Source organism: Fictibacillus barbaricus, assembly GCF_014635025.1.
Taxonomy (GTDB): domain Bacteria; phylum Bacillota; class Bacilli; order Bacillales; family Fictibacillaceae; genus Fictibacillus; species Fictibacillus barbaricus.
Window position 1 is genome coordinate 638,877 of sequence record NZ_BMCE01000002.1, and the last position, 22,993, is coordinate 661,869.

Sequence of the window (22,993 nt, forward strand, 5' to 3'; positions counted from 1 at the left end):
CACCAAAGCGGAGGTTCTATTTATCAACCAATCTTCTCTTCATTTTCATGCTGCGCGATCTCTTCTGCAGTTAACCGCTCTTGTTTATCGCGAAGTCTGTGTGCCAGTCTGCTTGAGGCATTAGCTGCTATGCTAGCGACCAGGTCATCTAAAAAAGTATGAACCTTACCGTTAGCAATCTTTGTATCTAATTTTTGAATGATACCCATTTTAAACTTATCTAGATGACCAAATGTTGTAACGGCTATGCTTCCATATCCGAAAACTGCTCCAAGTGCAATCGTCTCGTCTACACCAAAGAGCCCTTCATCTTGTTCGACGATGCTCTGCAATGGTTCTGATAGTTTTCTTTGCTCAGCTAGGATATCTAGTTCTACCCCTACTAAAATAGCGTGCTGAATCTCTCTTTTCATTAATACTGCATCAACACTTTCAATGCATTCTTCTATTGTTAGTCCAGGTGAAAAAGGAATTTGCATTTCGTAGACAATCTCCGCAATCTCAGGTATGGTGACGCCTCTTTCATTCAGCAGCCTTCTTGCAGCCGCTTCAACTTCCCGACTGTGCACTCTATTTTTCAACAGACTTCACCTCATTTTTATGGTCACTGTATAACGAATTCGAATTGATTCTTTCATTATATCATTATGTGGTACAATTATACGAGTCGAATGAAAACGCTTTTAACTATACGATGAATGTCAGCAAAGGAGGTCCTTTTATGGCCATACTTAAAGGTTCCATTACAGATGATAAGATATACAGCAATTACTTGGAAGAAGAGATCGATTTACTCATTTATACGCCTTCCAAGTTTACACCTCTAGTTAAATACCCTGTTTTAATTGCCCAAGATGGCAGAGATTACTTCCAACTTGGTAAATTGGCAAAAACAGCTGATCGGCTTATGGAAGAAGAGCTGATGCAGAGTTGCATCATCGTTGGGGTTAACCATAAAGGGATTGAAGACCGTAAAGCAAAATATGATCCAACTGGTGAAAAGCATGAGAACTATATTCGTTTTATGGCGATTGAATTAACATCCTATTTAAACGAAAAGTTTAATACACTCCAATTAGGTGCTGGAATGGGCTTAATCGGTGATTCACTAGGCGGGTATGTTGCTTTCAAGCTTAGTCTACTCTATCCTAATACCTTTGGTAAAGTGATCTTGCAGTCACCATACATTCCCGATAGCCTGATTCAAACAGTTGAGTCGATCGAACAGATGCAAACATTGACGATCTATCATTCTATTGGTGATGAGGAAGAACAATTTAAAAATCCAGAAGGTGTTATACGGGACTTTTTGACGCCCAATCGTCAAATGAACAAACTATTGACTAATCTTGCTCTCGATTATGAATACACAGAGTTTCAAGGAAATCACCTTTGGGTAAACTGGCAGAAGGATATAGTCCCTGCATTAATCTTTCTTTACAGCAACCACTAACTGTGGGAAATAAAAAGAATATTTGATATACTTATTCAAAAGATGAGGGAGGAAGAATTATGAAATATGGTATTGCTATTTTTCCATCAAAAAATCTGCAAGATAAAGTAAATTCCTACCGAAAAAGGTATGATCCACATTATGCCCTTATCGCACCTCACATCACGTTAAAGGAGCCTTATGAGGCAACTGAAGAAGAACTTCAAGAACAACTTTCTTATATTTCTTCAATCGCAAAAAGCATGGATCCTTTTTCAATCATGATTAATAAAGTTGGTTCATTCCATCCTGTTAATAATGTTATCTATTTAAAAGTAAATGAAGCGGGTGAAATTAAAGCCTTACATGATCAGCTTTATTCAGGACCTCTTGATCATCAGCAGCCTTATAATTTTGTACCACATCTAACACTCGGCCAAAAGCTTTCTGACGAAGAGCATTCAGATGTATTAGAACGTCTTCGTATGATTGATATTGAACATGAAGAGAGAATTGATCGCTTTCAATTGCTTTATCAACTAGATAACGGATCTTGGACGGTTTATGAAACGTTCAGACTCGGAAAGGGAGTTTAAGCAGATTGATTAAAACGTATAAAACCAGCGAACAAGGCTTCCAGGATGCTTTGGCTGTCAGAAAAGATGTATTTGTTCGTGAACAAGAGATTGATGAAAGTGAAGAAATTGACGAAAATGAAGATATTTCCCTTCATTTTGTGCTTTACGATAACGATAAACCAGTAGGAGCTTCTAGACTCCGTGAAGTAAATGGTGAAGGCAAAGTAGAACGAGTGTGTATTTTGTCTTCGCATCGAAAAAAAGGTTTGGGGGAAGAGCTGATGATGGCTATGGAACAAGCTGCCATTGATAAGTCACTTCCTAGCCTTATATTATATGCACAAACTAAAGCAGAAGACTTTTATAAAAAACTTGGGTATCAGACTACTTCAAAAGAACCGTTTTTAGATGCGAACATACCACATGTAGCAATGAAAAAAGTATTGAAATCGTCCTAGTGGCGAATTCAATACTTTTTTCCGTTTATAAACTAATATTCTCGTCAAAACTGATTCCTAATACGTATTTTATGAGGAGATAATGGTTAATGAACCTTAATGTTGGACAATTAACGACCGAATTGATCGTAGGTTTTCTTGCTCTTTTTATCCTTACCAAGATTTTAGGTAAAACACAAATCTCACAAATTACACCCTTTGATTTCATCTCGTCAATCTTTTTAGGGGAACTAGTAGGTAATGCTATGTATGACGACGAAACATCAGTTTGGGTTATTTTATACGCTATCCTGATCTGGGGATCACTTATCTATATTATAGAGATCGTGTCACAAAAATTTAAAGGCACCCGAAAGTTTTTAGAAGGCGCCCCTACTATTGTTATACGAAAAGGCATGATCGACAGAGACATGTTAAAAAAAAGCAAGCTTGATATTAATCAGCTGCAAAACTTAGTCAGACAAAAAGGATATTTTGGGTTGAAAGAAGTAGAATATGCCATTCTAGAAACCAATGGAACATTAAGTGTTATGCCGAAATATGAATACGGTTCTCCAAATAGACAAGATATGAAGATATACAGCCAAGAGCAGCCTGAACTGCCAGTTACCTTAATTCTAGATGGCGAACTTAACCATGATAACCTTTCAACAGCAGGGCTATCAAAAAAGAAATTGATGGAAGAGCTTCATAAACAAGGCTATTCCGCCATAAAAGAAGTTGTTTATGCTGAAATGTCAGAAGGAGAGCTGTTAGTCATGCCTTTTTCTAAACCGAAAAAATAACCGGTCTTCCTTCTTGGATCTTATATTCAGCTTTTTCCTCTTCTAAGAGTTGAATCATATAAGCGGTAACAGCTGTTCGAAACAAGGTATACATTCCTATATTAAGCGGAGTAATTTCATACTGCATAAGCATTTGTGCAACCAAAGTCTCAAACGAAACTCCTTTGGTGCCAGCAATGACTATGGTTTCATATACCTTGTTTGCGATATTCTCATGTACATCCATGTTATTTTGAATCGCCAGATTATAATCTTTAACATAATAGCCGTGACCTGGCACCATTCCTTTAAGGTTCATTGCTTTAAGTTTGTTTAACGTTGCTAGATTTTCGGTGGCATCTACTATAAAAGGGATTTTGTGTTTATCTAATACATCATCACCTAAGAAGGCATCTGCAGCGTACAAGATTCCATCTGATAAGACTCCAAATTGGTTATGACTGTGACCTGGCAAATGAATAAACTCAACGCTAAAGGGTTCTTCCCAATCCCCTTCTGTGCAGATCTCATCAATACGTATAGAAGGGGCTTCTAAAAACTTATTTCTCATCTCTTGTAATGGTGAATTTCCGTGAAACAGGTACATAGGTTCAAACACTGGGTATCTCATGACTGCTTCCTCTAATGAAGGAGCAATAGTATGTACCTTATAGTTTTTTTGGATATACTGAGCTCCTCCGAAATGATCGGCATGTGCGTGAGTAATAAAGAGATGAGTGATAGGCAGATTTTCTTCTTTCAGATGTTTTATAGCCTTTTTAGCTGAAGATGCCTCCAGACCTGCATCAATTAACATACCTTTGCTTTTATCCCCGTTTACTATATACCCAATGTTTACAGCACTCTTAAAATAGTAACATCCTGATGCTATATGAATAAATTCCATTCTGAACACTCCGAATCAATAAAAAATAAAAAAAGAAACCTTCTAAACGGTTTCGTTAAAGAACAATCCTTTTCCTTCTAGTTCACTTAATAATTGATCGAACCTTCTATTCTCTTCTAGACTATATCTTTTTATCTGAATATAAAAATTGTGTACATGATTGTTTTGTATAGGAGGAACACTCGAAATAACAGGCAAGCCTTGCTCAGCCTTCTCCATCCGACTGGCATATTGCATCCTTTGAATAGGTATTAACGGCAAAATATAACCCATATGCAGCACTCCTTTATACTTATATTCCTCTTCCTATTCCCATTTCCTTCTACTTCTAGACATTAAAAAAGAAAGAGTGCTCAAAGTTGAGCACTCTAAGAAGATGTTTATATGCAGCTTATACCCAAGGGTCGTAGCAGCCATGATTTGAGCTGGAGCTAGAGCTAGAAGAAGATTCATGCTTTTTGTAGCTGGATTCGTGTTTTTTGCTGGATTCGTACTTGCTGGATTCATGCTTGCTGGATTCATACTTGCTCGAACTTGAGCTTGAAGATTCACAATCATGTTTCTTTTTATGAATTATAACTTTATCTGTTTTGATGACTACTTTATCAGCATAGATCTTCTTGAACTTCTTCTTCTTATTCTTCTTCCTATTGTAAAAACTATCTTCCATGTTTCAACCTCCTCGTATACTACATCATATGCATATCATACGAGTTGGTTATTGGCTGTCTCACTAAAAATTGATGGCGATATGATTTACAGCTTTTGACCGATAGTTTTGTTTATGGAAATATACAAAGGCTTCTACCGTTATGTTTTCATCAATCTTACTTTTGAAAGGAATTTGAAAATCTTCAAGCGTCAGTTTGTCACCGCTTTTAAATTTTGTTTCACGCAATGGACAAATCCACATTTCCCCCCGGTCTTTTGCTTTTTCAGCCCAATCGTTATCCATATACATCCAAATAGATTTAGACATTTCATCCTGAGTGGGCGAAGCGATCAAAGATATGATTTTCCCTTTAAGCGCACAAGCTTCAGCTGGCTGGAACCTAAAGCAAATATATGGATTTTCTAGTGTCTCTGTCCCAGTGTTCTCTAAATAAAATGAACCCCGAACAAAACCTTTTTTATCTTTTGTGAAAATAACAGAGTAATCAAAATAACTAATACAATTAAATCCTTCTTTTTTTTGCATTTCAGTTTTCGCTGTTTCAGTTTCTGTTTCCTCGAATACGGGTTCAGACGTTCGATTGATATTAATACGTTTTTCCATGCTCTTTATCCGCTGCTGATATAAATCGATCTGTTGATCTTTATCATTCATCTCTTGTTGTATGCTTTTTAAAAGTTCTTCATAACTCTTCATTCTCTTTTCCATTTCATGTTCTTCTAACCGTTTTACCTTTTTAGTCAGCTCCTCTACTTGGGTTCTTAATAATTGAAGTTCCTTTTCCTTTTCTTCAATAATCTGAAGGGATTGATCTGAGTTCGCTTCATTCTCCAGCCGCTCGATGGTTTCCTCAGCAAAAACCAGCTTTTTTTCTAGATCAAGTGCTTTTTCTTTGTAATAGTCAACCCTCGAAATGAGCCGCTCATAACTTAGTTTGTCTTTAGTCCCCATGCATCTTCCCCCTTGAAAATAGGCTCTTTTCTTATTGTATGTAGCGCCAAACCAATCGTTCACTTTTTTTTCAAACAACAAAAAAGACCAGCTGGTCAATTCCAGCAGTCTTTTCTGTTCTTCAGATCTATTCTTTAATGATGCTGTAAGCAATTTTCAACCGAGATCTCACCTGTGTCAGCAGAGACTACGCCAGTTGAAAATACCTTCTTGCCTTTTTTAATAAGTTCAACCTCAAACTGGTTTCCATCTGTTGTTTGAACAAGAGCAAGGTTAAAGTCATAGTGTTCTCCTGAAGAATCCATTGTACCTCTTCCGGAAACGGTTAACTTTAATCCGCCATGATATTCATCACAGCATAGTGTATCTTGTGTGAACTCAGTTGCTGTATAACCTGTTTCATTTAAAGTGAATCTGAATTTGCTGCCAGACAGCTGATCATTCGGGCATAGGTTAACTATTACACCAGCACGACCAGTTTCTGTTGCACCATCATCTTCGTTCGTTAATCCGCTTGCTTCTCCAGATGCTCTACACAGACATCCTGGCCTGGGATATATGTCTGGGCATTGTTGTGGAAACACTACCTCAGGACAATATTCTCCCCCGCTTTCCTCGGCATTTAGGTCATTCTCACGAGGTGAGCAGAATTTAGCCAATACCTCTAATTTCACTTCAGCTTCAACTTGGATGTCGACGCAGAAAGTAATATCTATTGGAAACGAAGTTGGTGCTGGACTGTTTAACAGAACTGTACCAGATGGCACACGGGACAAGATTTTTGTGATACGGCAGTATAGGTCTGTTCCGTCCGGATAGCAAAGTACAAATGATTCAAATACAGAAGCGTTTACCAACATCTCAGTTACGATCACCCCATTACGGTCTACAACTTGAACTTTAATATCTGTTGTAAACAGGAGATCAACAAGCTGAGCCTCTGTAAATCCTCCGTTAAGAGCTACTGTTACATTTCTCTTTTCTCCAACTTGCTCGCATAGAAAATGTTCAGCGCATGCATCGTTCGTTTCGTTTGAAAGCGGGAATGCTGGCGGAGTTTTAGGTACTTTTGTTACGATCCTTACTGGACGTCTGGATGGGTCATCCAACGCGTCTTCAATTGCAGCGATTTGTTCAGGAGTAAAAGAAACGGTTTTTCTTACGTTTAGCGCATCCGTCACCCAGTCGTAAACTTTCTGTACGCGGATACACTCATCCTGCAAGTGTTTATGATTGTTTCCCATTGTTTCCCTTCCTTTCCTCATCATGATCTGAAGATTCCATACATACTATGGGAATAGAGTGGGTTATGACACAAAACGAAAGCCTATTTTTATAGATATGAGTTTAAGGAGGAGCAATCATGAGAGCAGTAAGGTATAACGAACGCAAAGTATGTGATTTAACATCAACTGAATACGATGGCCTTTGTCTTTTACTGCCTTACTGGGGCTTACAGATCTCAGATGATGGAGAGACCATAACTGGGGCTCTTTCCACATTTATGTTAGGAATCCAAGGTCTGTCACAAGAAAGGGTAAAAGAGCTAGATCAGCTTCTAATGCATACTGGTATTAAGATCACTTCAGATGATCATGTTAAATGCGATCAGCGTTTTTATGTAGCATTTCATTCCGGCCACCCTATGCCGCTTGCACTCAACACGCCGGATAAACAGCTCTACTATCTAAATCCATCGCCTTCTTTCAGGCTGCCCATTCAGTCAGGCATACACAGAGGAATAACATTAAAAAGAAAAGATGGCCCTCTCTTTTTAGCCGTACAGCCTTCTTTTGAAGATCAGATCGCCGAATGGATAAGTTATTTAGTCATTCAAACATTTTTGCGTTTTTCGTTCGAATCATTATCGTCAATCTCTGAATCCACTTTTTTTGCATGTGCTGATAAGGTATTGAAAGAGATCAATACTAGTTTTGCCTCCATACAAATTCCTTTAAGTCATCATAAAGATGTAATAACATCGAGATCTGAGGAAAAAGCAGATCATTCAATTATCACTCCTACTAAAAAGAAGGAAGATGAAAAATTTATTGAAGCTGCTGATAAAGCTCCTGTTAAACATTATCTGGATGGAAACAATGTTTCCGTTCCCCAGATCAGACCTTTTTCGTCTGCTGGATCACTCATAACCAATCATGTACCTAAGCCTTATGAACATGGCCAATTTTTGTCTCAAAATGCAAAGCCTATAAATCCGTTCAAACCTAACAACAGAAAAGAAAAGCCAATACAGCCGTTCAATACGAATCCATCAGATCCTTATAAAAAATCCGTCATACGTCCATTTCATCCAAATCAAAACACTCCGTCCGCAGGTCAAGAATATACTGACAAGACATCTAGGATATTTAGACAGAGGAGAGATGGAAAGTGAATAAAGATGATCTTCAGAAACTTTATTCTGAAATAAAAACAAATAAATACAAGGATGCGGGTAAGAATAAATCTCTTATCAAGCCTCCTAAAAAGGGCTGCGGCTCTTGCGGCAAGGTTACTTGGAAGCCTAATAAATCAAAATAAAAGAAAAGCTGCCACTAAATAGGTGGCGGCTTCTTTTATGAAATGAACTGATTTATAATCAAGTATTCTATAACCCTATCAGCACATTCTCTAATATCCATTGACTCTGTAGGAATAACAATTTCTGCGTTCACAGGAACTTCATATGGATCTGAAATACCTGTAAAGTTAGCAATTAAACCTTTTCGAACTTTCTTATAAAGACCTTTTGGATCACGTTTTTCACACTCGGAAAGACTGCAATCTACATAAACTTCGATAAATTCATCAGCACCAAGCATATTTCTGACCGCTTGGCGATCTGCTGCAATAGGTGAAATGGCAGCGACTAGCACGATAATGCCGCTTTCCACAAATAGTTTTGAAACCTCACCCAGTCTTCTAATGTTTTCTCTTCTGTCTTTTTCGGAAAATGATAGATCGTGATTCAATCCATGACGAACATTATCGCCATCAAGAAGCATGGTAGAAAATCCTCTTTTATATAACATACCTTCTATTTCTGATGCTACAGTGGATTTGCCTGATCCTGATAACCCCGTAAACCATAATACAAAGCTTTTATGGCCATGAAGTTTTTCTCTCATTTCTTTTGATACACTTACTCTTTGCCATGTTAAATTTTTTTCCTCTTGATTCAATACATTTAAACCTCCTGCTAAAAAATTACTCAGAATAATGTTTACGTAATATGGAAATAACCTCTGGTCTGCTGAATTGTAAAGGGATGTATACGTTTTTTCTGAGCATCTCTCTTACTCTGCTTCGGATAAGATAAGTCTGTCCCGTTCTTCGAGTGGGCATGTTTCAGTGATTCATAGGATTTCATTCTCACTGGGATATCATCTTGCTTGGTTTCTCCGACTAATGGATGAAGCAATAGCCCGTCCATTTGCACAAGAGCTGGTTTCTGAAGATGCAAGGCAGAGACTTTTTCCCATCCCTTTGTTATGAATTATTCGCGAGTAGTCAAAGGGTCTAAATAATAAAAAGGTGCCACTTTACGAGGAGGTTGATCCACCATGGTAATACGTCCTCCAACGTACCAGTTTCCTCTTTTCTTTAAGTTTTGTACATCGGGGTGTGAAGAATTTTCTGTTCGGTACACCAGCCGAGATTCTAGTAGATGATCTGGTTGGTAAATATCTGTAATTTCTATTCTTCCATAAACTACATTTTCATAAATTAATTTAGCCTCGCTTATTTTAATTAATTCTTTCGCTTTTTGTTCAGATACAGGCAAAGTTATAGGCGAAGACCAAGGAAGACGGCTGGTTAGTCGCATATGATAAAGAACAGACAAATAATCTTTTTGATCCATAAAAGAATCTAAAGGGCTAAAAGCACCATTTGCCATACATTCTAAGTCCGATAACTAATCGGATGTAATTCTATTTGATGCTTTATTTGTTTGTAATCGGCATCGGAACGAATCCTATTAATTAGACTTCCACCATGAGGAAGAAGGGTCATCGTTTTTAACCTCTAATTTAAGTGCATTAGCATTTGCTAACTATTAGATAGTGTATGTCGATCTAGAAGGTTCTGTGAGCCAAAATTAAAGGAGTGTTAATTTGAATAAATCTTTTAATAATGAAGAAAACGTGAAGTTGGCTCCCTTTTTCTTTAATTCGTTCCCCAAGAGCGGGACGCACCTGATGTTTCAAATATTAACCGGACTGCCTTCTGTCAAGCATGATCAGTTACTCCATTTATATGAGGGTTTTCCATATCAGTTTACTCACCATGAACAAGCATTGAGAGGGATTAAAGAAAACGAATTTATCTCAGGTCATATTTATTATTCAAAGTCGTGGGAAGATAAACTTAAAGAGTTGAATATGAAACAAATCTTTCTGTACCGTGACCTTCGTGACATAATTGTTTCCTACAACCATTATGTTGAGAAAGTTGACGCACCTCTGTTCCACGTCTTCAGAGAACAAAATCTTTCACAAAAAGAACGTTTATTAGCCATTATAAATGGTGTTGAATCATCATCATTCAACCACCCAGGGATCAAAGAGTGGTTTTCATTTTTTATTAATTGGATGCATATTCCACATGTATTATCTGTGAGATTTGAAGACTTAATTTCAAATGAACAATCACAAACAAAAACCCTTTCTACCATTATTAAGTACCTCTATAACGATCATCTTCCACTTCCAATAGATCAAATGTTATCTTCCATAAAAAGAAACATTGATCCCTCTCAATCTGCCACATTTCGAAAAGGTAAGATTGGAAGTTGGCAAGAAGAATTTGATCAAGAACTGAAAGATGCCTTTAAAAGATCAACTGGTGACCTTTTAATTCAATTGGGCTATGAACAAAATAATAATTGGTAATAAATTCTGTTTTTTTAACAAAGGTTTTCTAAATTCTTACCGTAATAACCATGTCCAATCTTCACCAGCCCACATATACTACTAATATCGCACTATGATACTCATAGAGTAGTTGATTTTTAGGAGGAAACTTAGTGAAAGTAGGAGTTGTGCTCCCTGTGTATCACCAAGAGAGGGAGTATATTTTTGAATGTATTCAATCAATGGAAAAGCAAACCTTCCGAGACTATAAGCTCGTCATTGTATTGGATGGTCCAAATCAAGAAACAGTGAATGCTGTTAAAGAAGCTAGTCAGCTGTTAACCATACCATTTCAAATTATTGACAGGAAAGAAAATCGTGGAATATCCCCCACATTGAATGAGGGATTTGAACTTTTACAAGATTGCCCATATTTCACATGGATCTCAAGTGACAACCGCCATGATCCAAACTTCTTGGAACGATTAGTTGCTACAATGGATCATGCCAAGCCAGGTACTGTTTTAGTTTATTCTTTCTATAGAAGGATAGATCAACACGGTACGCCCATTACCTATACAAAAGCTTGGTATGAATATGTAGAACACTTTATGACAAGAAAGAGAGAAGAAATTTTTCAAAATTGTTTTATTGGAGCTTCATTTCTATTTACTAGAGATGCATTTAATAAAGCTGGAGGATATCGTGATAAGTTCCCCAATGTCCAGGATCACGATTTTTGGATTCGATTATTACAGCACGGGGATTTTGTACTATTACGAGAATATATAATGGAATATCGTTTCAATGGACGGTATGCCCTTACGACTAACATTCCTCCTGAACAACTAACCATGGAAAGTATGGCAAGCAGCGTTGATGTTAGAAAGTTAACAGGTAAATTTCCTAAAGTGAGTGTCATTCTTTATACACATAATCATGTGAAAACCATTAATTTTGCCGTAGAGAGTCTCATTCAGCAAACCTTTAAAGATTTCCAGCTTATTGCAGTAGACGACGGTTCAACTGATCTTACGCCAGATGCAATCCACAAGATCCACGAATCAAGAATGGTTCCACTGTTATTAAACCACAGAGGCAAAGCAAAAACATTAGAGATTGCTCTTGATTATTGTATTGGTGAATACGTTCTTTTCATGAACGGTGATGATTGGCTTGATCCCCAGGCGCTTGAAATTATGGTTCAACAAATGGAATCATTGCCTGGATATATCGACATGTTAATCACTAACCATAAGAACTGGATTGAAAAACAGAGCAGGTTACGACCAAGTTCTATTATAATCGGACAAAATTACGGTAAATCAGAATTAAAGACTCATTTGCCATATGCTGTGCTTTATAAATTCAACTCCTTGTTCAAGGATTTAAATGCTATAGAAGAACCACTTGAATTACATCTCTTTCAAAAAAATCGTAAACAAGGAAACTCACATTGGGTGAACATGGCTCTTTATCATAAACGAATACAACGATAACAAAAAGGCGTCCCGTATTCGGGACACCTTTTTTAATATCTTACTGCCATACAAGAGAAACTTTTAGGTCAAACACGAGTAACACCAATCAAGTTAACCTAAACATAAATAGAATACGTAAGCTCTTTTGCTGCAGGAGGATTGTTATTCATACATTACTGTAATCCTTTAGTTCGTTATATCATGATTTCTATAAAAAGAGATTGTTTCGCTTAAAGAATCACTTAGCAAATACGTTGGTTTCCAACCTAGGTTTCTCATTCTGTTGCTTTGCATTAATTCAGGTGAAGAGTCTGGTTTAGATTCAATTGACGAATATGATAATTGTATAGAAGTTAAGGATTGATATATTGATAAAATTTTTACTAAGGATGTCTTTCTTCCGGATCCGATTTCATAAATGGAATATGATTCTCCTTTATTAAAGAGAATGTCATAACAAGCTACAGCATCCCTGACATCTAAAAATTCACGTTCATTAAGTACATGACTTAGCTCAATAGGTTCCCCTTTTTCTTTAATTTCCATATCAACGATCCTTTTTGCCAATAACGAAACTATACCTGAAGAATGACCAGGTCCAATTAAGTTGCATAACCTTACGGATAAAACCTGAAGATTAAATACTTTTGCCCAGTCTATACATAGTTGTTGTTGTAAATTCTTACTTATTGCATAAGGGTGGTTGGAACCTGACAGAGCAGATCCTGCAATAATAATTTTACAAGATGGACTGTATAAACGAATCCCTTCAAGGAGATGGAATGTACCTATTACATTGCTTTGAATGACCGATAACGGATCTGACCATGAATGTGCTACAGAATTAATTCCAGCAAGATGTAAGCAAAGATCTGGTTTATGTTTTTTTACGACGCTTAGGGTTTGTTCTAAGTTTGAAAGATCACAGTTCTCCATAACACAATAGGAAGAATGAACTTTTCGTCGAGAGGTACCTATGACTCGGTACCCTCTCTCAGAAAAGTATTTTACAGCATGACTTCCTGTAAATCCTGAAGCACCAGTAATAAGGATGCATTTGCTCATTTCAACCAGTCTTTTAGTTCTTGCAGCTGTTTTTCATAGGGTGACACTTGATATTTTGAATCTAGACGAGAGTTAAATAGGGTTCTGTCTAATCGAGGTTCAGTGTGAGGAATGATATCAACATCATCTTTTTGAAAGATATTTTTTATAAGGTTAAGCAATTCATATTTCGAAAGAGTTTCTGGAGCTGTTAGATGATACAGCCCCGTTATTGGGTTATCGATCGTATAATCTATAAATTTTGCTAGTTCTAACGTTGTAACCCCGTTCCATTTCACATGTGTAAATCCTTTAATAATTCCTCTCTGATGAATAAACCAATGATACAAACCAATTCCATTTTTTAATTCAGGCCCAATGATCGATGTTCGAATGGTCAGGTGAGGACTGGTTTTAATTTCGCCAAGTTGTTTTGTTTTTGCATACATCGTTAATCCATCTGGAATAGACTCTTCATTGTAGTTGCCTTCATGTCCGCTAAATACACAGTCTGTACTGATGTGTATCAGCTTTCCTCCATATACATTGAGCTGTTTTGCTAGTTCGTGAGGCAGCAAGCTATTAACAAGAATAGCGTCCCTTTGATTGATAGCTGCAAATTCGTTCAAAAGGCCGATGCAGTTAATAACAAGATTCGGCTTATGGAGTTGAATAACTTCTTCAATTTGATTTAGGTTCGTGGCATCCAGCATGATATGTCCATCTGTTCCATCTCTGGATGTCAAAACGAGCTGATGCACTGTATTTCTTTGGAAATAGGAGGCGATCATATGACCTGCCATCCCATTAGCCCCTAGTATCATTATTTTCAAAACAGAAAACCGCCCTCAACTAACATTTGGTGGATCTCTTCTTTTGTCATCAAATCTTTTTCCGAACTATAGCTTTCAAGCTCGACTTTCTCATATGAAGCGTAATGTTGGTTTAAACCTTCAATATCGATCGTAGGCAGAATGACAAAGTACTCATTATCGAAATAAACAGTTGTTGCACTCTCATACTCTGATAGAAGGATCTCGTGTAACTTTTCACCTGGACGTTTCCCAAGTTCAACCATCGTTACTCCTTTTTTACCAGAAGCATCAATTAACACTTGTGCTAAATCTGTAATCTTGCAAGTAGGCATCTTCATAACAAAGATCTCGCCTCCAACGCTTTCATAAGTAGCTTTAAACAATAAGCTGATCGCTTCTTCTAAGGTTAAAAAGAACCGAGTCATCTCAAAATCTGTTATACCAACTTGGCCTTTATTTTGGATCTGGCTTTTAAAAACGTGGATTACACTTCCGTTCGTTCCTAATACATTTCCGCCTCTTACACATACAAAACGGGTATGCTTGCTTAAAAGATTTGCATGGATGATCAGCTTCTCACCGATTGCTTTTGTCATTCCATATAGATTTGAAGGGTTTGCTGCTTTGTCAGTTGAAATATAAATTACTTTTGTCACTTTATGATAAATGGCCGTTTCAATTACGTTTTGTGTTCCTTGAATGTTGCTTTTAAGTGCCTCATATGGCTGAAGTTCACAGATTGGAACATGCTTTAACGCTGCAAGATGATAAATATAATCTACACCCTCAGTTGCTCTCATCAAGGAATCTTTGTCCCTTATATCACCAATCATGAAAGTTAGCTTGGGATTATAATCAAATTGTCTTTGCATCGCCACTTGGCTTGCTTCATTACGTGAGAGAATGATGATCTCTTTAGGCTCTTTCGGCAGAAGCTGTTTTACAAGTTCATGACCCCAAGAACCTGTGCCCCCCGTAATTAATATTCTTTTATTAAACAATACTATTTCCTCCTAAAATAAACTTCACGACTCGATCCGAAACATCCAAATCATCATATCCTTCTGGAATCGACCATTGCTTTTCTTGATAGGTCATTACCTTGACTGATGATAGTATCTGTTTAGCTGATACACCAGAAACGCAGTTACTTCCACATTCAACCGTTTCTGGCCGTTCAGTACTGTTTCGCATCGTTACAGTTGGAACCTGGAATAAACAGCATTCCTCCTGAACCGTACCACTGTCTGTTAATACACAAAATGCGTTTTGTTCTAATTTTACAAAGTCAAAAAATCCGAATGGTTCATGGAATTGTACAAGCGGGTGCATCTGCAGCTTGTCGTTTTCCAAAATTCTAGATTTTGTTCTAGGGTGGATCGAACAGATAACAGGAAATCCAAAATACTCAGCGACTAAGTTTAATCCTGTTAGTATTTCCTTTAAATGAACGTGATTGTCCACATTTTCTGCACGATGAGCAGTGACGAGCATATATTTTCCAGGTGCAATCATTAGCTTTTCTAATATCATGCTGCTATCAATTGAACTCTTAAACTCGGTTAATACTTCATATATAGGGTTACCTGAAACCATGATTCGGTTCAAAGGAACTCCTTCTCTTATTAAATTTTCTCTACTGTATTTGGTATAGGGCAGATTGAATGTAGAAATAGCATCAATAACTTTTCTGTTTTTCTCTTCTGGTACACTTAGGTCAAAACAACGATTACCTGCCTCCATATGAACTACAGGTATGTTCAGCCTTTCAGTAACAATGGAAGATAGAGCACTGTTTGTATCTCCCAATACAAGCACCTTATCTGGTTTCTCATGCAACAATATTTTTTCAAGCTCTGAAAACAGATGAGCAATTTGATTTCCGAAAGAAAATTGCTGTTTCATCAAAATATAGTCAGGCTTACGAAGTTGAAACTCTTGGAAGAAGACATCATTTAATGAATGTGTAAAGTTTTGGCCCGTATGAATTAAAATGTGCTGATCAGCTAATTGATCCAGTTTTTTTATGATCAAACTCAAACGGATGATCTCTGGTCGAGTTCCAAGAATGGTTACTATTTTCAATGAAACTCTCCTTTCTTAAATTAAATTAAGACTATATATTAAACTATGATTCTGCCCTTTATATGGACTAGACCACTACCCTATTCAATAAAAAAAGGCGGCCTTTAAAAAGGACGCGCTTAGAACAACTTCACATTTCATTCATACTATGGCTTATAAGGATTTAAAGGAGCCAAAGTATGTCTAAAGCTAAAATTCTATTTGTTTTTTATTTACCGAGCGGTGGAATGGAAACCTTAAACCGCCAGCGCTGTAAAGCATTAACCAAATACGGTATAGAGTGTCACCTCTTATACTTGCAAAATGGAACAGGCATGCAAAACATTTCGCAGATTCCTACTTATATCACTAATAATGATGCAGAGATAAAATCAATCGTATTAAATCATTTTGATGCGATCTTTGTATGCTCAGACTACCCAATGCTTCAAAGGATCCGAAACTTTGGGTATACTGGTAAACTCATTTATGAGATACAAGGATTGGGAAGTTATAAAAATGCGGAGAAGATTCTTTCACAAGCTAAATCCATTATTTTAAAGCACGCAAACGGGATCCTCATTCCGAAAACTGAACACTTATTGAGTCTGGTAAATCAACTCTTCCCAAGCATGGATAAGCATTGCTTCCATAATTGTTTTGATTCAACAGAGTTCGGATATCGCATAAAACCTCGGTTACCCTACCCGGTAATTGGCTGGATAGGAAGATTAGAGCTAAATAAAAACTGGGATGATTTTCTAATGATTGCGATGCGTTTTATTAAGCAAAAGCCAGAGACAAAATTTTGGATGTTTATAGATGATACGTTAAGCAATCCTCATGAGAAAACCAGATTTAATAACTTATTAAATAGATATAAATTAACTAATCATGTGACCATCCATGCAAACATCCCTCATAATCAAATGGCAGACTATCTTTCGATGATCGGTGACAGCGGAGGATTCTTATTATCTACTTCAAAAGTGGAAGGGTTCGGTTACGCAGTTATTGAAGCGATGAGCTGCAGATGCCCTGTGCTTTCATCTGATTCAGATGGGGTAAAGGCATTTATTACGCATGATGTTACAGGCAAGTTTTATATAAATGAGAATATTGGATCAGCTGTAGCACAAGGAATGGAGTTAACTGAGGATCTTGAGCTTAGAAATAAGATTATTAACAATGCATTAAACCATTTAGCATTGTTTAATTTAGACACTTATGCCATGGAATTCTCAAGAATATTAAAATAAAAAAAGCCTCTAGTATAGCGGCTTTTTCTATTTTATAAAAGTTTTAACCTACCTTGAACTGCCCTTTTGACTAAATCATTCATATTGCTGCTGTGCCGTTGAATCGTAAATTGAAGTTCTTTTCTAATATCGCCCTTGAATTTTTTTGTGCCCATATTTTCGTGCACACGATAACGAACGAGTGGTTCAGAATAATAATGAAAATGATATTTGGCAAGGATTCTCAACCAATAATCATAGTCTTGGGTAAAACGCAGGCTTTCATCGAATAATCCGAACTCGTTAAAGATACTCATCTTTAACATAACCGTGCAGCCGTTTATTACACATCCTCTGCGCATTCGCTTTAAAAACTGAATCTGGTCTTTAAAAGCTATCGACTGTGGCTGTGACACAATCTTTCCTTTTTCGTTGATCAGATAGAAGTTTGAATAGCTGGCTGCAGCATTTTTAGCTTTCATAAAATGAAGCTGTTTTTCGATTTTTGCAGGATGAAACAAATCATCAGAACTCAACCAGGCAAAGTAATCACCTGTAGCATTCTGAATTCCAACATTTAGTGCTGATGCTGTCCCACCATTCCCTTTTTTAATATATTTTATTCTATTTAAATAAGGAGTAATTTTTTCATTGTGCCATATTGATCCATCGTTAACGACGATAATTTCAATGTTCTTGTAAGTTTGGTCTAATGCACTTTCAATCGCTTCATTAATATATGGACAATTAAAAAAAGGAATGATTACGGATACTTTGTTCAATGAAAGAAAACCTCCTTATCTCCCGTTATTTTGCAAAAACTGTTGTATAGTTTGGACCATCTCTTGAGCTCTTATAGCCGTTGTATGTCTTTGATGTATTAATTCTATACCGTTTTGAACGATGGGATCACGAAGGCTTTCATTATTTAGGTATTCATTTATCTTCTCTTTGAAGTTCACTTCATTTATAGCAACAAACGTCTCTCCATCAATAAAACCTAGGTCGGTTAATTCAAGAGATGCAGGAGCCGCAAGCAACGTGCCGCAAGCTAGAACTTCAAAGTACTTTAACAGCGGAAAGTGATGAATGGAATCACATGTTAGAAAAATTTTTGCTTTACTAATTTCTTTTGCGTAACGTTCTCCCGTAAGTCCTTTTTTTACCACTCCATACCCCGGATGCGAGTATTGGACAAAACGTGGATCTCGGGAAAGTTGTTGGCTGATCACATGACGAAACGGATAGATATGGGGATATGTTGCTCCAATAAGGAGCATCGGTATCGTCTTAGGTACTTGATATGGTCTAAATATCTCTGCTGGTACATGATGGGGAAACCAAACCAAACGGTTAATATGATCAGGCAGCCATTTTTTAAATGCGTCTCTATAATGACAAAAAATTAAAGCTGGTTTCTCCTGATGGATTAAAAAGTTTCGTTTTGAAAGTTTATAATGAAGGTCATGCATTAAGATGCCATGCGGGATAGTTAAATCCTTTAATCCTCTTATAAAGGGGCGGTATTCTGGTTTGTAATCATTTAAAAGGATAAAATCAGGCTTAATCGGAAGCTGATTGACGATACCTTGGATGTTGCCGTCATGCTCCCATCTTATTAAATTTGTTCGTTTAGCAAGTTCTTTCTCTAAATAAAAACTGCTTCTTTCAAGCTGCTGTGAACGATCTCTTGTAATAAAAAGAAGATTAATTCTTTCCATTTCCCTCTCCTTTTTTAGCTATTTAAATAACTCCATGCTTTCGCATGGAGTTCTGATGTTTAAAGCTCAACTAGTAATATTTTGTCTAGAGGTACAACATATAAACCAGCACCAGCAGAACCAGCTTGTGAAAAAACTACAAAATCTCCGCCGACTTCAACAACTCTTACACCTGTTAGGTCAGGTGTGCCTGGAGGCTGATTGGAATTCATAAGAAACACTTCTGCTATTACATATTGTTCTCTCAAATATTTAATAAAGAAATCACGGTATAAACCAAAATGTACTAACGCCATTGATTAAACACTCCTTTAAAACTTTGGGCAATAGATAAGCCCTACTTTAATATATGCCACTCCTTTATTTTGGTTTGGACAAACGTCTTTTTTTGAAGAATATTAATCATCATTTCAAATGCCTATTTAAAGAAAAATGGTTTATTACCCTATTCCATATTTGTACGACTATCCATATAGTATATTAACCTGATAAACGAGAGAAATCAGGTACATGTATCTATTTCAAAGGAGGAAATACCTTGAGTTTATTCAATAATGACTCATGTTGTGGTGGTGACACTGCTGGTAAGACTAGAGAAAAGTCAAAGTGCAGTGGCTGTGTTTGTGAAATTTTAGACCAGCTGGCTAACCACAGATTTAAAGGCAACTTATGTACAATGGGCGGGCAACAAAGAGTTAGGCTTGTACTAAAAGGTGCTGATGAAGGGCTTGACGTTACAGGTGGAGGCGGCCCTGCAACAGATTTTACGATCGTAAGTTTCGATCCAAGAACTTGTTGTTTAGTTGTAACTCACGAAGAGGGCAACGATACTCTTACATCTGTATTTGACTGCCGTTGCATCTGTGGAATCATCTGTGTTCCAAACGGCAAGGGCGGCTCAGGCGGCTCTGTACTAGGCTGATAAGTAAAGGATACAGCCACAACTTTTAATAGGACTGAAGAGTATAGGATACAGTCCGAGACGCGAAAAAACCCCGAATCCCATTGAGAGCATTCGGGGTTTTGTCTATTGGTTTAATTAGCGCGCGATAATATTATAACCGCTGTCTACGTGAAGAATTTCTCCAGTAATCCCACGAGCTAAGTCACTCATCAAGAATAAGGCAGCATCTCCTACTTCTTCCTGTGTGTTTGCTTTTCTGAGCGGAGATCTTTCTTCGATTTCTTTTAGAACAGAGTTGAAGTCGCCAATACCTTTTGCTGCTAATGTACGGATCGGACCTGCTGAGATCGCATTAACGCGGATTCCGTCTTTCCCAACATCGCTAGCAAGGTATTTAACACTCGCATCCAATGAAGCTTTTGCAACTCCCATCACATTGTAGTTAGAGACTACTCTTTCTCCTCCAAGGTATGTTAAAGTCACGATGCTTCCGCCCTCAGTCATTAATGGACGAGCTTCTTTTACAACAGCTGTAAGAGAATAAGAAGAAATGTTATGAGCAAGAAGGAACCCTTCACGCGTTGTGTTTAAGTATTCTCCTTTTAACTCTTCTGTATTTGCAAAAGCGATACAGTGTGCAAGACCGTGGATCACACCCACTTCTTCTTTTAATTGTGCAAAAGTCTTTTTAATTTCATCATCATTAGTAATATCACAAGGAAGAACGATAGAATCTTTTCTTTCAAGTGACTCTGCTAAATCTCGTACATTCTTTTCTAGTCTTTCACCTGCATATGTAAATACTAGACGTGCGCCTGCTTTTGATAGTGATTGTGCAATTCCCCATGCGATACTTCTTTTATTCGCAACACCCATTACAACAAACGTTTTGTTTTCTAATGATAGTTGATACATATAAGTATTCCTCCCAATCGTTCTGATTCATCGTTTTTTATCAATTAGTAATTGTTATTAGTACCAAGTCCTAATTATTATAACAGAAATCAGAAGGAAATTCACTATTAACCTTTACTTGTTTGAATATCTTTCACTTCATAACCACACGAATCACAGCGATAGATCACGTTCTGGTTTGATTGTGCGATCAGCACTTCATGATTCAGGTCATGGTCCCTTCCGCATTTTGGACAATGAACAACAGGTATCATCGATTCCAACCACCTTTTTTAATTAGTTACATTTAGCATGCACAATTTCATAAAAAATAAAAAGCGCTGGTATTAACCAGCACTTTAATTAACCCAGTATTTGCCTCATTTGCAGTATCTGCTGCTTACTTCCTGTTACAACCATTTTATCTCCTACCATGATTTCCGTATCACCGTGAGGAACGATGGATTCTTTTCCTCTATAGATACGAACAATAATACTGTCTCCCAAGAATGGGAAATTTCGGAGCGCTGTACGATGGTAAGAATGGTTTGATACGATGATCTCACTCAAACTATTATCAGAGGTGGTCAAGATATCGACGACAGCAGGATTTTCTATTAATGCTTTCAATAAAACCTGTGAGGAGAAGTATACAGAATACACTTCAATTCCTTCTTCCTTTAGTGCACCTCTCTTAACAGGATCCTCAATTCTGGCAACGATTCTAGCTACACCTTCTTCTTTAGCCAGAAATGCAAGTTTTTGGTTTGTTTCATCATTTCCTGTCGCAAGCACAATAACATCTGTCTGGAATACGTCTGCCTCTCTTAATGTGTCTGCTTCATAATCTTCAAGTTCACGAATATTGAAACTCTCCAACTGTTTCTGATCTTTCTCTTCTTGCCTCGTGTGAAAAAGCCTGTATTCAAAACGAGTTAGATCCAGCTCTGTTGTTAATGGAAGAGTAAATTGGTTTGCCCCAACGAAGACAAGCTGTTCTTTCACAGCTTCTTCTTCCTTTTTCATGGGGAAAAGCTTCTTGAAAAATATAGGTGTGATGATGGCGCTGATCACCGCTGTTAAGATTAAAGCAGATGACGTACGTGCATCGATAATCTCGATTCGTTCACCGATTTTTGCTGCTGCAATGACTAGAGAAAGGGTTGAAGTTAACAAGAACCCGGATGCCGCTACTGTTCTCCAGTCATACCATTTTCTAAGGTATAATATAGGTAGGAATTTGGAAATCAGTAAGGCTAAAAGCAAGAGCGGAATTAGCCCTAAAGCTTTTGGATCCGAAAAAATGGAACGAATATCAAGCTCAACCCCAACCATGACGAAGAAGATCGGAATTAAGAATCCATAGCCAAACGAGTCCAATTTGTGCACAAGCTGCTTATTTGGTGACAGAAGTGAAACTAAGACCCCTGCCAAGAAAGCACCAAGTATATTCTCTGCTCCGACCGATTCTGAAAGTCCTACTAAAACAATGATTAAAGTAAACACGGCTCTAGTATCAAGCTGAATGGTTCCTTTTGACATCGTATCAAGAAAAGAGCGGTGTCTTAATTGTTTTCCGACAAAATACAGAAAGACGCCTGCAGCGAAGAGAATAAGCAATAGCCACATTCTTCCAGGATCACCTGATTCAAACGACACGAATAGCGCAAGAAGGATCATTGTAACAAGATCTGCTATAACGGCGACTAATAATATGATCTGTCCGATTGTTGTTTTAGATAATTTCTCTTCTTTTAATGTCGGCACGACAACACCAAGAGAAATCGTAGAGATGACAAGAGTCATAAAGAAAGCACTTTCTGTAAATCCGCCCCATACGAATAGAAGTGATAAACCGTATGATAGGATCAATATAAATAGAAAGATTACACTGGCTACAACAATTCGATTAGGTTCTTTCTTTTCGTTATTCTTTATCTTTGAGTTAGATCCACCAGCAAAAATACTAAAATCAATTTCAAGACCACTAAGGAACATTAAAAAGATAAAACCAAGAACGGATAATATTTCGAGCCAAGCATCAGAATGAACGATATCAAATCCGCTCTTCCCAAGGATGATTCCAACAATAATTTCTGCTACAACTACCGGTATAACATTTAATCGGAATTTGTTTAACAAGATAGGAACAAAAAATGCTGTAAGAATGACCAATACTAATGAGGTAAAAGATGCATGTTCTTCCATAGTCCCTC

At 37.2% G+C, this 22,993-nt stretch carries 28 protein-coding genes and 1 pseudogene; 10 read left to right on the top strand and 19 right to left on the bottom strand.

The window, feature by feature from the left end; translation table 11 throughout:
* Nucleotides 1-23 precede the first annotated feature (23 nt).
* Entirely contained in the window at nt 24-581 is a 558-nt protein-coding gene (locus IEV52_RS12600) for a phosphatidylglycerophosphatase A family protein (RefSeq protein WP_188402872.1), read from the bottom strand.
* 140 nt (nt 582-721) lie between these two features.
* Between IEV52_RS12600 and IEV52_RS12605 the strand changes: the two genes are divergently transcribed.
* The 4 genes from IEV52_RS12605 to IEV52_RS12620 all read left to right on the top strand — a co-directional run bounded on the left by IEV52_RS12605 (nt 722) and on the right by IEV52_RS12620 (nt 3,253).
* Complete coding sequence (locus tag IEV52_RS12605; protein WP_188402873.1) at nt 722-1,453, top strand: alpha/beta hydrolase; 732 nt, start codon at nt 722-724, stop codon at nt 1,451-1,453.
* Between the two features lie 59 nt (nt 1,454-1,512).
* Nucleotides 1,513-2,028 carry a YjcG family protein gene (locus IEV52_RS12610; protein WP_188402874.1) on the top strand — a complete coding sequence of 172 codons (516 nt, stop codon included), beginning with the start codon at nt 1,513-1,515 and terminating at the stop codon, nt 2,026-2,028.
* A gap of 5 nt (nt 2,029-2,033) precedes the next feature.
* Nucleotides 2,034-2,468, top strand: coding sequence for a GNAT family N-acetyltransferase (locus IEV52_RS12615; protein ID WP_188402875.1), 435 nt, complete (start codon nt 2,034-2,036; stop codon nt 2,466-2,468).
* 89 nt (nt 2,469-2,557) lie between these two features.
* The gene (locus IEV52_RS12620) at nt 2,558-3,253 is read left to right on the top strand and encodes a DUF421 domain-containing protein (RefSeq protein WP_188402876.1); all 696 of its coding nucleotides are present in this window, start codon (nt 2,558-2,560) and stop codon (nt 3,251-3,253) included.
* Here the strand turns inward: IEV52_RS12620 and IEV52_RS12625 are convergent.
* From IEV52_RS12625 to IEV52_RS12645, 5 genes are all read right to left on the bottom strand, one after another.
* Complete coding sequence (locus IEV52_RS12625) at nt 3,237-4,139, bottom strand: MBL fold metallo-hydrolase (RefSeq protein ID WP_188402877.1); 903 nt, start codon at nt 4,137-4,139, stop codon at nt 3,237-3,239. The two genes, IEV52_RS12620 and IEV52_RS12625, sit on opposite strands and share 17 nt — an antisense overlap.
* 42 nt (nt 4,140-4,181) lie before the next feature.
* On the bottom strand, nt 4,182-4,412 hold the full coding sequence (locus IEV52_RS12630; protein ID WP_188402878.1) for a hypothetical protein: 231 nt from the start codon (nt 4,410-4,412) through the stop codon (nt 4,182-4,184).
* A 118-nt stretch (nt 4,413-4,530) separates the two neighbouring features.
* A complete protein-coding gene (locus tag IEV52_RS12635) occupies nt 4,531-4,809 on the bottom strand; it encodes a hypothetical protein (RefSeq protein ID WP_188402879.1) in 279 nt (92 codons plus the stop codon).
* A gap of 63 nt (nt 4,810-4,872) precedes the next feature.
* A complete protein-coding gene (locus tag IEV52_RS12640) occupies nt 4,873-5,763 on the bottom strand; it encodes a hypothetical protein (RefSeq protein WP_188402880.1) in 891 nt (296 codons plus the stop codon).
* A 134-nt stretch (nt 5,764-5,897) separates the two neighbouring features.
* The gene (locus IEV52_RS12645) at nt 5,898-7,007 is read right to left on the bottom strand and encodes a BMQ_0737 family morphogenetic spore coat protein (protein ID WP_188402881.1); all 1,110 of its coding nucleotides are present in this window, start codon (nt 7,005-7,007) and stop codon (nt 5,898-5,900) included.
* 119 nt (nt 7,008-7,126) lie between these two features.
* Here IEV52_RS12645 and IEV52_RS12650 point away from each other — a divergent pair, with 119 nt between their 5' ends.
* Nucleotides 7,127-8,158, top strand: a complete 1,032-nt coding sequence (locus tag IEV52_RS12650; RefSeq protein ID WP_188402882.1) for a hypothetical protein — start codon at nt 7,127-7,129, stop codon at nt 8,156-8,158.
* Complete coding sequence (locus IEV52_RS12655) at nt 8,155-8,304, top strand: hypothetical protein (protein WP_188402883.1); 150 nt, start codon at nt 8,155-8,157, stop codon at nt 8,302-8,304. Before IEV52_RS12650 ends, IEV52_RS12655 begins: the two co-directional genes overlap by 4 nt.
* A 35-nt stretch (nt 8,305-8,339) precedes the next feature.
* Here IEV52_RS12655 and cysC read toward each other — a convergent pair whose 3' ends face one another.
* From cysC to sat, 3 genes and pseudogenes are all read right to left on the bottom strand, one after another.
* Nucleotides 8,340-8,945: an adenylyl-sulfate kinase gene (gene cysC, locus IEV52_RS12660; protein ID WP_188402884.1), complete on the bottom strand. Its 606-nt coding sequence runs from the start codon at nt 8,943-8,945 to the stop codon at nt 8,340-8,342.
* A 41-nt stretch (nt 8,946-8,986) separates the two neighbouring features.
* Complete coding sequence (locus IEV52_RS12665; RefSeq protein WP_188402885.1) at nt 8,987-9,226, bottom strand: hypothetical protein; 240 nt, start codon at nt 9,224-9,226, stop codon at nt 8,987-8,989.
* A 33-nt stretch (nt 9,227-9,259) separates the two neighbouring features.
* Nucleotides 9,260-9,667 (bottom strand): annotated as a pseudogene (gene sat / locus IEV52_RS12670) (sulfate adenylyltransferase); the annotation flags it as partial.
* A 241-nt stretch (nt 9,668-9,908) separates the two neighbouring features.
* Here sat and IEV52_RS12675 point away from each other — a divergent pair.
* Complete coding sequence (locus tag IEV52_RS12675) at nt 9,909-10,655, top strand: sulfotransferase domain-containing protein (protein ID WP_268234788.1); 747 nt, start codon at nt 9,909-9,911, stop codon at nt 10,653-10,655.
* Between the two features lie 134 nt (nt 10,656-10,789).
* The gene (locus tag IEV52_RS12680) at nt 10,790-12,115 is read left to right on the top strand and encodes a glycosyltransferase family 2 protein (RefSeq protein WP_188402888.1); all 1,326 of its coding nucleotides are present in this window, start codon (nt 10,790-10,792) and stop codon (nt 12,113-12,115) included.
* A 168-nt stretch (nt 12,116-12,283) separates the two neighbouring features.
* Here the strand turns inward: IEV52_RS12680 and IEV52_RS12685 are convergent, their stop codons facing one another.
* The 4 genes from IEV52_RS12685 to wecB are packed head-to-tail and all read right to left on the bottom strand — an operon-like array spanning nt 12,284 to nt 16,041.
* Nucleotides 12,284-13,162: an NAD-dependent epimerase/dehydratase family protein gene (locus tag IEV52_RS12685; protein WP_188402889.1), complete on the bottom strand. Its 879-nt coding sequence runs from the start codon at nt 13,160-13,162 to the stop codon at nt 12,284-12,286.
* Complete coding sequence (locus IEV52_RS12690) at nt 13,159-13,965, bottom strand: dTDP-4-dehydrorhamnose reductase family protein (protein ID WP_308464580.1); 807 nt, start codon at nt 13,963-13,965, stop codon at nt 13,159-13,161. The genes IEV52_RS12685 and IEV52_RS12690 overlap by 4 nt, the downstream gene beginning before the upstream one ends.
* 5 nt (nt 13,966-13,970) lie before the next feature.
* Nucleotides 13,971-14,957 carry a polysaccharide biosynthesis protein gene (locus IEV52_RS12695; RefSeq protein ID WP_188402891.1) on the bottom strand — a complete coding sequence of 329 codons (987 nt, stop codon included), beginning with the start codon at nt 14,955-14,957 and terminating at the stop codon, nt 13,971-13,973.
* The gene (gene wecB, locus IEV52_RS12700) at nt 14,950-16,041 is read right to left on the bottom strand and encodes a non-hydrolyzing UDP-N-acetylglucosamine 2-epimerase (protein WP_188402892.1); all 1,092 of its coding nucleotides are present in this window, start codon (nt 16,039-16,041) and stop codon (nt 14,950-14,952) included. Before wecB ends, IEV52_RS12695 begins: the two co-directional genes overlap by 8 nt.
* Before the next feature lie 179 nt (nt 16,042-16,220).
* Between wecB and IEV52_RS12705 the strand changes: the two genes are divergently transcribed.
* Nucleotides 16,221-17,279: a glycosyltransferase family 4 protein gene (locus IEV52_RS12705; protein WP_188402893.1), complete on the top strand. Its 1,059-nt coding sequence runs from the start codon at nt 16,221-16,223 to the stop codon at nt 17,277-17,279.
* A gap of 32 nt (nt 17,280-17,311) precedes the next feature.
* Here the strand turns inward: IEV52_RS12705 and IEV52_RS12710 are convergent, their stop codons facing one another.
* The 3 genes from IEV52_RS12710 to IEV52_RS12720 are packed head-to-tail and all read right to left on the bottom strand — an operon-like array spanning nt 17,312 to nt 19,275.
* Complete coding sequence (locus IEV52_RS12710; protein WP_188402894.1) at nt 17,312-18,040, bottom strand: glycosyltransferase; 729 nt, start codon at nt 18,038-18,040, stop codon at nt 17,312-17,314.
* Nucleotides 18,041-18,055: 15 nt separating this feature from the next.
* A complete protein-coding gene (locus IEV52_RS12715; protein WP_188402895.1) occupies nt 18,056-18,979 on the bottom strand; it encodes a glycosyltransferase in 924 nt (307 codons plus the stop codon).
* Nucleotides 18,980-19,038: 59 nt separating this feature from the next.
* Nucleotides 19,039-19,275: a hypothetical protein gene (locus IEV52_RS12720; protein WP_188402896.1), complete on the bottom strand. Its 237-nt coding sequence runs from the start codon at nt 19,273-19,275 to the stop codon at nt 19,039-19,041.
* Between the two features lie 242 nt (nt 19,276-19,517).
* Between IEV52_RS12720 and IEV52_RS12725 the strand changes: the two genes are divergently transcribed.
* Nucleotides 19,518-19,901, top strand: coding sequence for a hypothetical protein (locus tag IEV52_RS12725; RefSeq protein WP_188402897.1), 384 nt, complete (start codon nt 19,518-19,520; stop codon nt 19,899-19,901).
* Between the two features lie 117 nt (nt 19,902-20,018).
* Here IEV52_RS12725 and fabI read toward each other — a convergent pair whose 3' ends face one another.
* The 3 genes from fabI to IEV52_RS12740 all read right to left on the bottom strand — a co-directional run bounded on the left by fabI (nt 20,019) and on the right by IEV52_RS12740 (nt 22,985).
* Nucleotides 20,019-20,798, bottom strand: coding sequence for an enoyl-ACP reductase FabI (gene fabI / locus IEV52_RS12730; protein WP_188402898.1), 780 nt, complete (start codon nt 20,796-20,798; stop codon nt 20,019-20,021).
* A 107-nt stretch (nt 20,799-20,905) separates the two neighbouring features.
* Entirely contained in the window at nt 20,906-21,052 is a 147-nt protein-coding gene (locus tag IEV52_RS12735; protein ID WP_188402899.1) for a hypothetical protein, read from the bottom strand.
* Between the two features lie 88 nt (nt 21,053-21,140).
* Nucleotides 21,141-22,985, bottom strand: a complete 1,845-nt coding sequence (locus tag IEV52_RS12740; RefSeq protein WP_188402900.1) for a monovalent cation:proton antiporter family protein — start codon at nt 22,983-22,985, stop codon at nt 21,141-21,143.
* Nucleotides 22,986-22,993: the final 8 nt, after the last annotated feature.

What these genes read in the sequence shown, in the direction of transcription:
- IEV52_RS12605 (WP_188402873.1), top strand. Translation starts at nt 722, where the DNA reads ATGGCCATACTTAAAGGTTCCATTACAGATGATAAGATATACAGCAAT.
- IEV52_RS12610 (WP_188402874.1), top strand. Translation starts at nt 1,513, where the DNA reads ATGAAATATGGTATTGCTATTTTTCCATCAAAAAATCTGCAAGATAAA.
- IEV52_RS12620 (WP_188402876.1), top strand. Translation starts at nt 2,558, where the DNA reads ATGAACCTTAATGTTGGACAATTAACGACCGAATTGATCGTAGGTTTT.
- IEV52_RS12625 (WP_188402877.1), bottom strand. Translation starts at nt 4,139, where the DNA reads ATGGAATTTATTCATATAGCATCAGGATGTTACTATTTTAAGAGTGCT.
- IEV52_RS12630 (WP_188402878.1), bottom strand. Translation starts at nt 4,412, where the DNA reads ATGGGTTATATTTTGCCGTTAATACCTATTCAAAGGATGCAATATGCC.
- IEV52_RS12635 (WP_188402879.1), bottom strand. Translation starts at nt 4,809, where the DNA reads ATGGAAGATAGTTTTTACAATAGGAAGAAGAATAAGAAGAAGAAGTTC.
- IEV52_RS12640 (WP_188402880.1), bottom strand. Translation starts at nt 5,763, where the DNA reads ATGGGGACTAAAGACAAACTAAGTTATGAGCGGCTCATTTCGAGGGTT.
- IEV52_RS12645 (WP_188402881.1), bottom strand. Translation starts at nt 7,007, where the DNA reads ATGGGAAACAATCATAAACACTTGCAGGATGAGTGTATCCGCGTACAG.
- IEV52_RS12650 (WP_188402882.1), top strand. Translation starts at nt 7,127, where the DNA reads ATGAGAGCAGTAAGGTATAACGAACGCAAAGTATGTGATTTAACATCA.
- IEV52_RS12685 (WP_188402889.1), bottom strand. Translation starts at nt 13,162, where the DNA reads ATGAGCAAATGCATCCTTATTACTGGTGCTTCAGGATTTACAGGAAGT.
- IEV52_RS12690 (WP_308464580.1), bottom strand. Translation starts at nt 13,965, where the DNA reads ATGATACTAGGGGCTAATGGGATGGCAGGTCATATGATCGCCTCCTAT.
- IEV52_RS12705 (WP_188402893.1), top strand. Translation starts at nt 16,221, where the DNA reads ATGTCTAAAGCTAAAATTCTATTTGTTTTTTATTTACCGAGCGGTGGA.
- IEV52_RS12715 (WP_188402895.1), bottom strand. Translation starts at nt 18,979, where the DNA reads ATGGAAAGAATTAATCTTCTTTTTATTACAAGAGATCGTTCACAGCAG.
- IEV52_RS12720 (WP_188402896.1), bottom strand. Translation starts at nt 19,275, where the DNA reads ATGGCGTTAGTACATTTTGGTTTATACCGTGATTTCTTTATTAAATAT.
- fabI (WP_188402898.1), bottom strand. Translation starts at nt 20,798, where the DNA reads ATGTATCAACTATCATTAGAAAACAAAACGTTTGTTGTAATGGGTGTT.
- IEV52_RS12735 (WP_188402899.1), bottom strand. Translation starts at nt 21,052, where the DNA reads ATGATACCTGTTGTTCATTGTCCAAAATGCGGAAGGGACCATGACCTG.
- IEV52_RS12740 (WP_188402900.1), bottom strand. Translation starts at nt 22,985, where the DNA reads ATGGAAGAACATGCATCTTTTACCTCATTAGTATTGGTCATTCTTACA.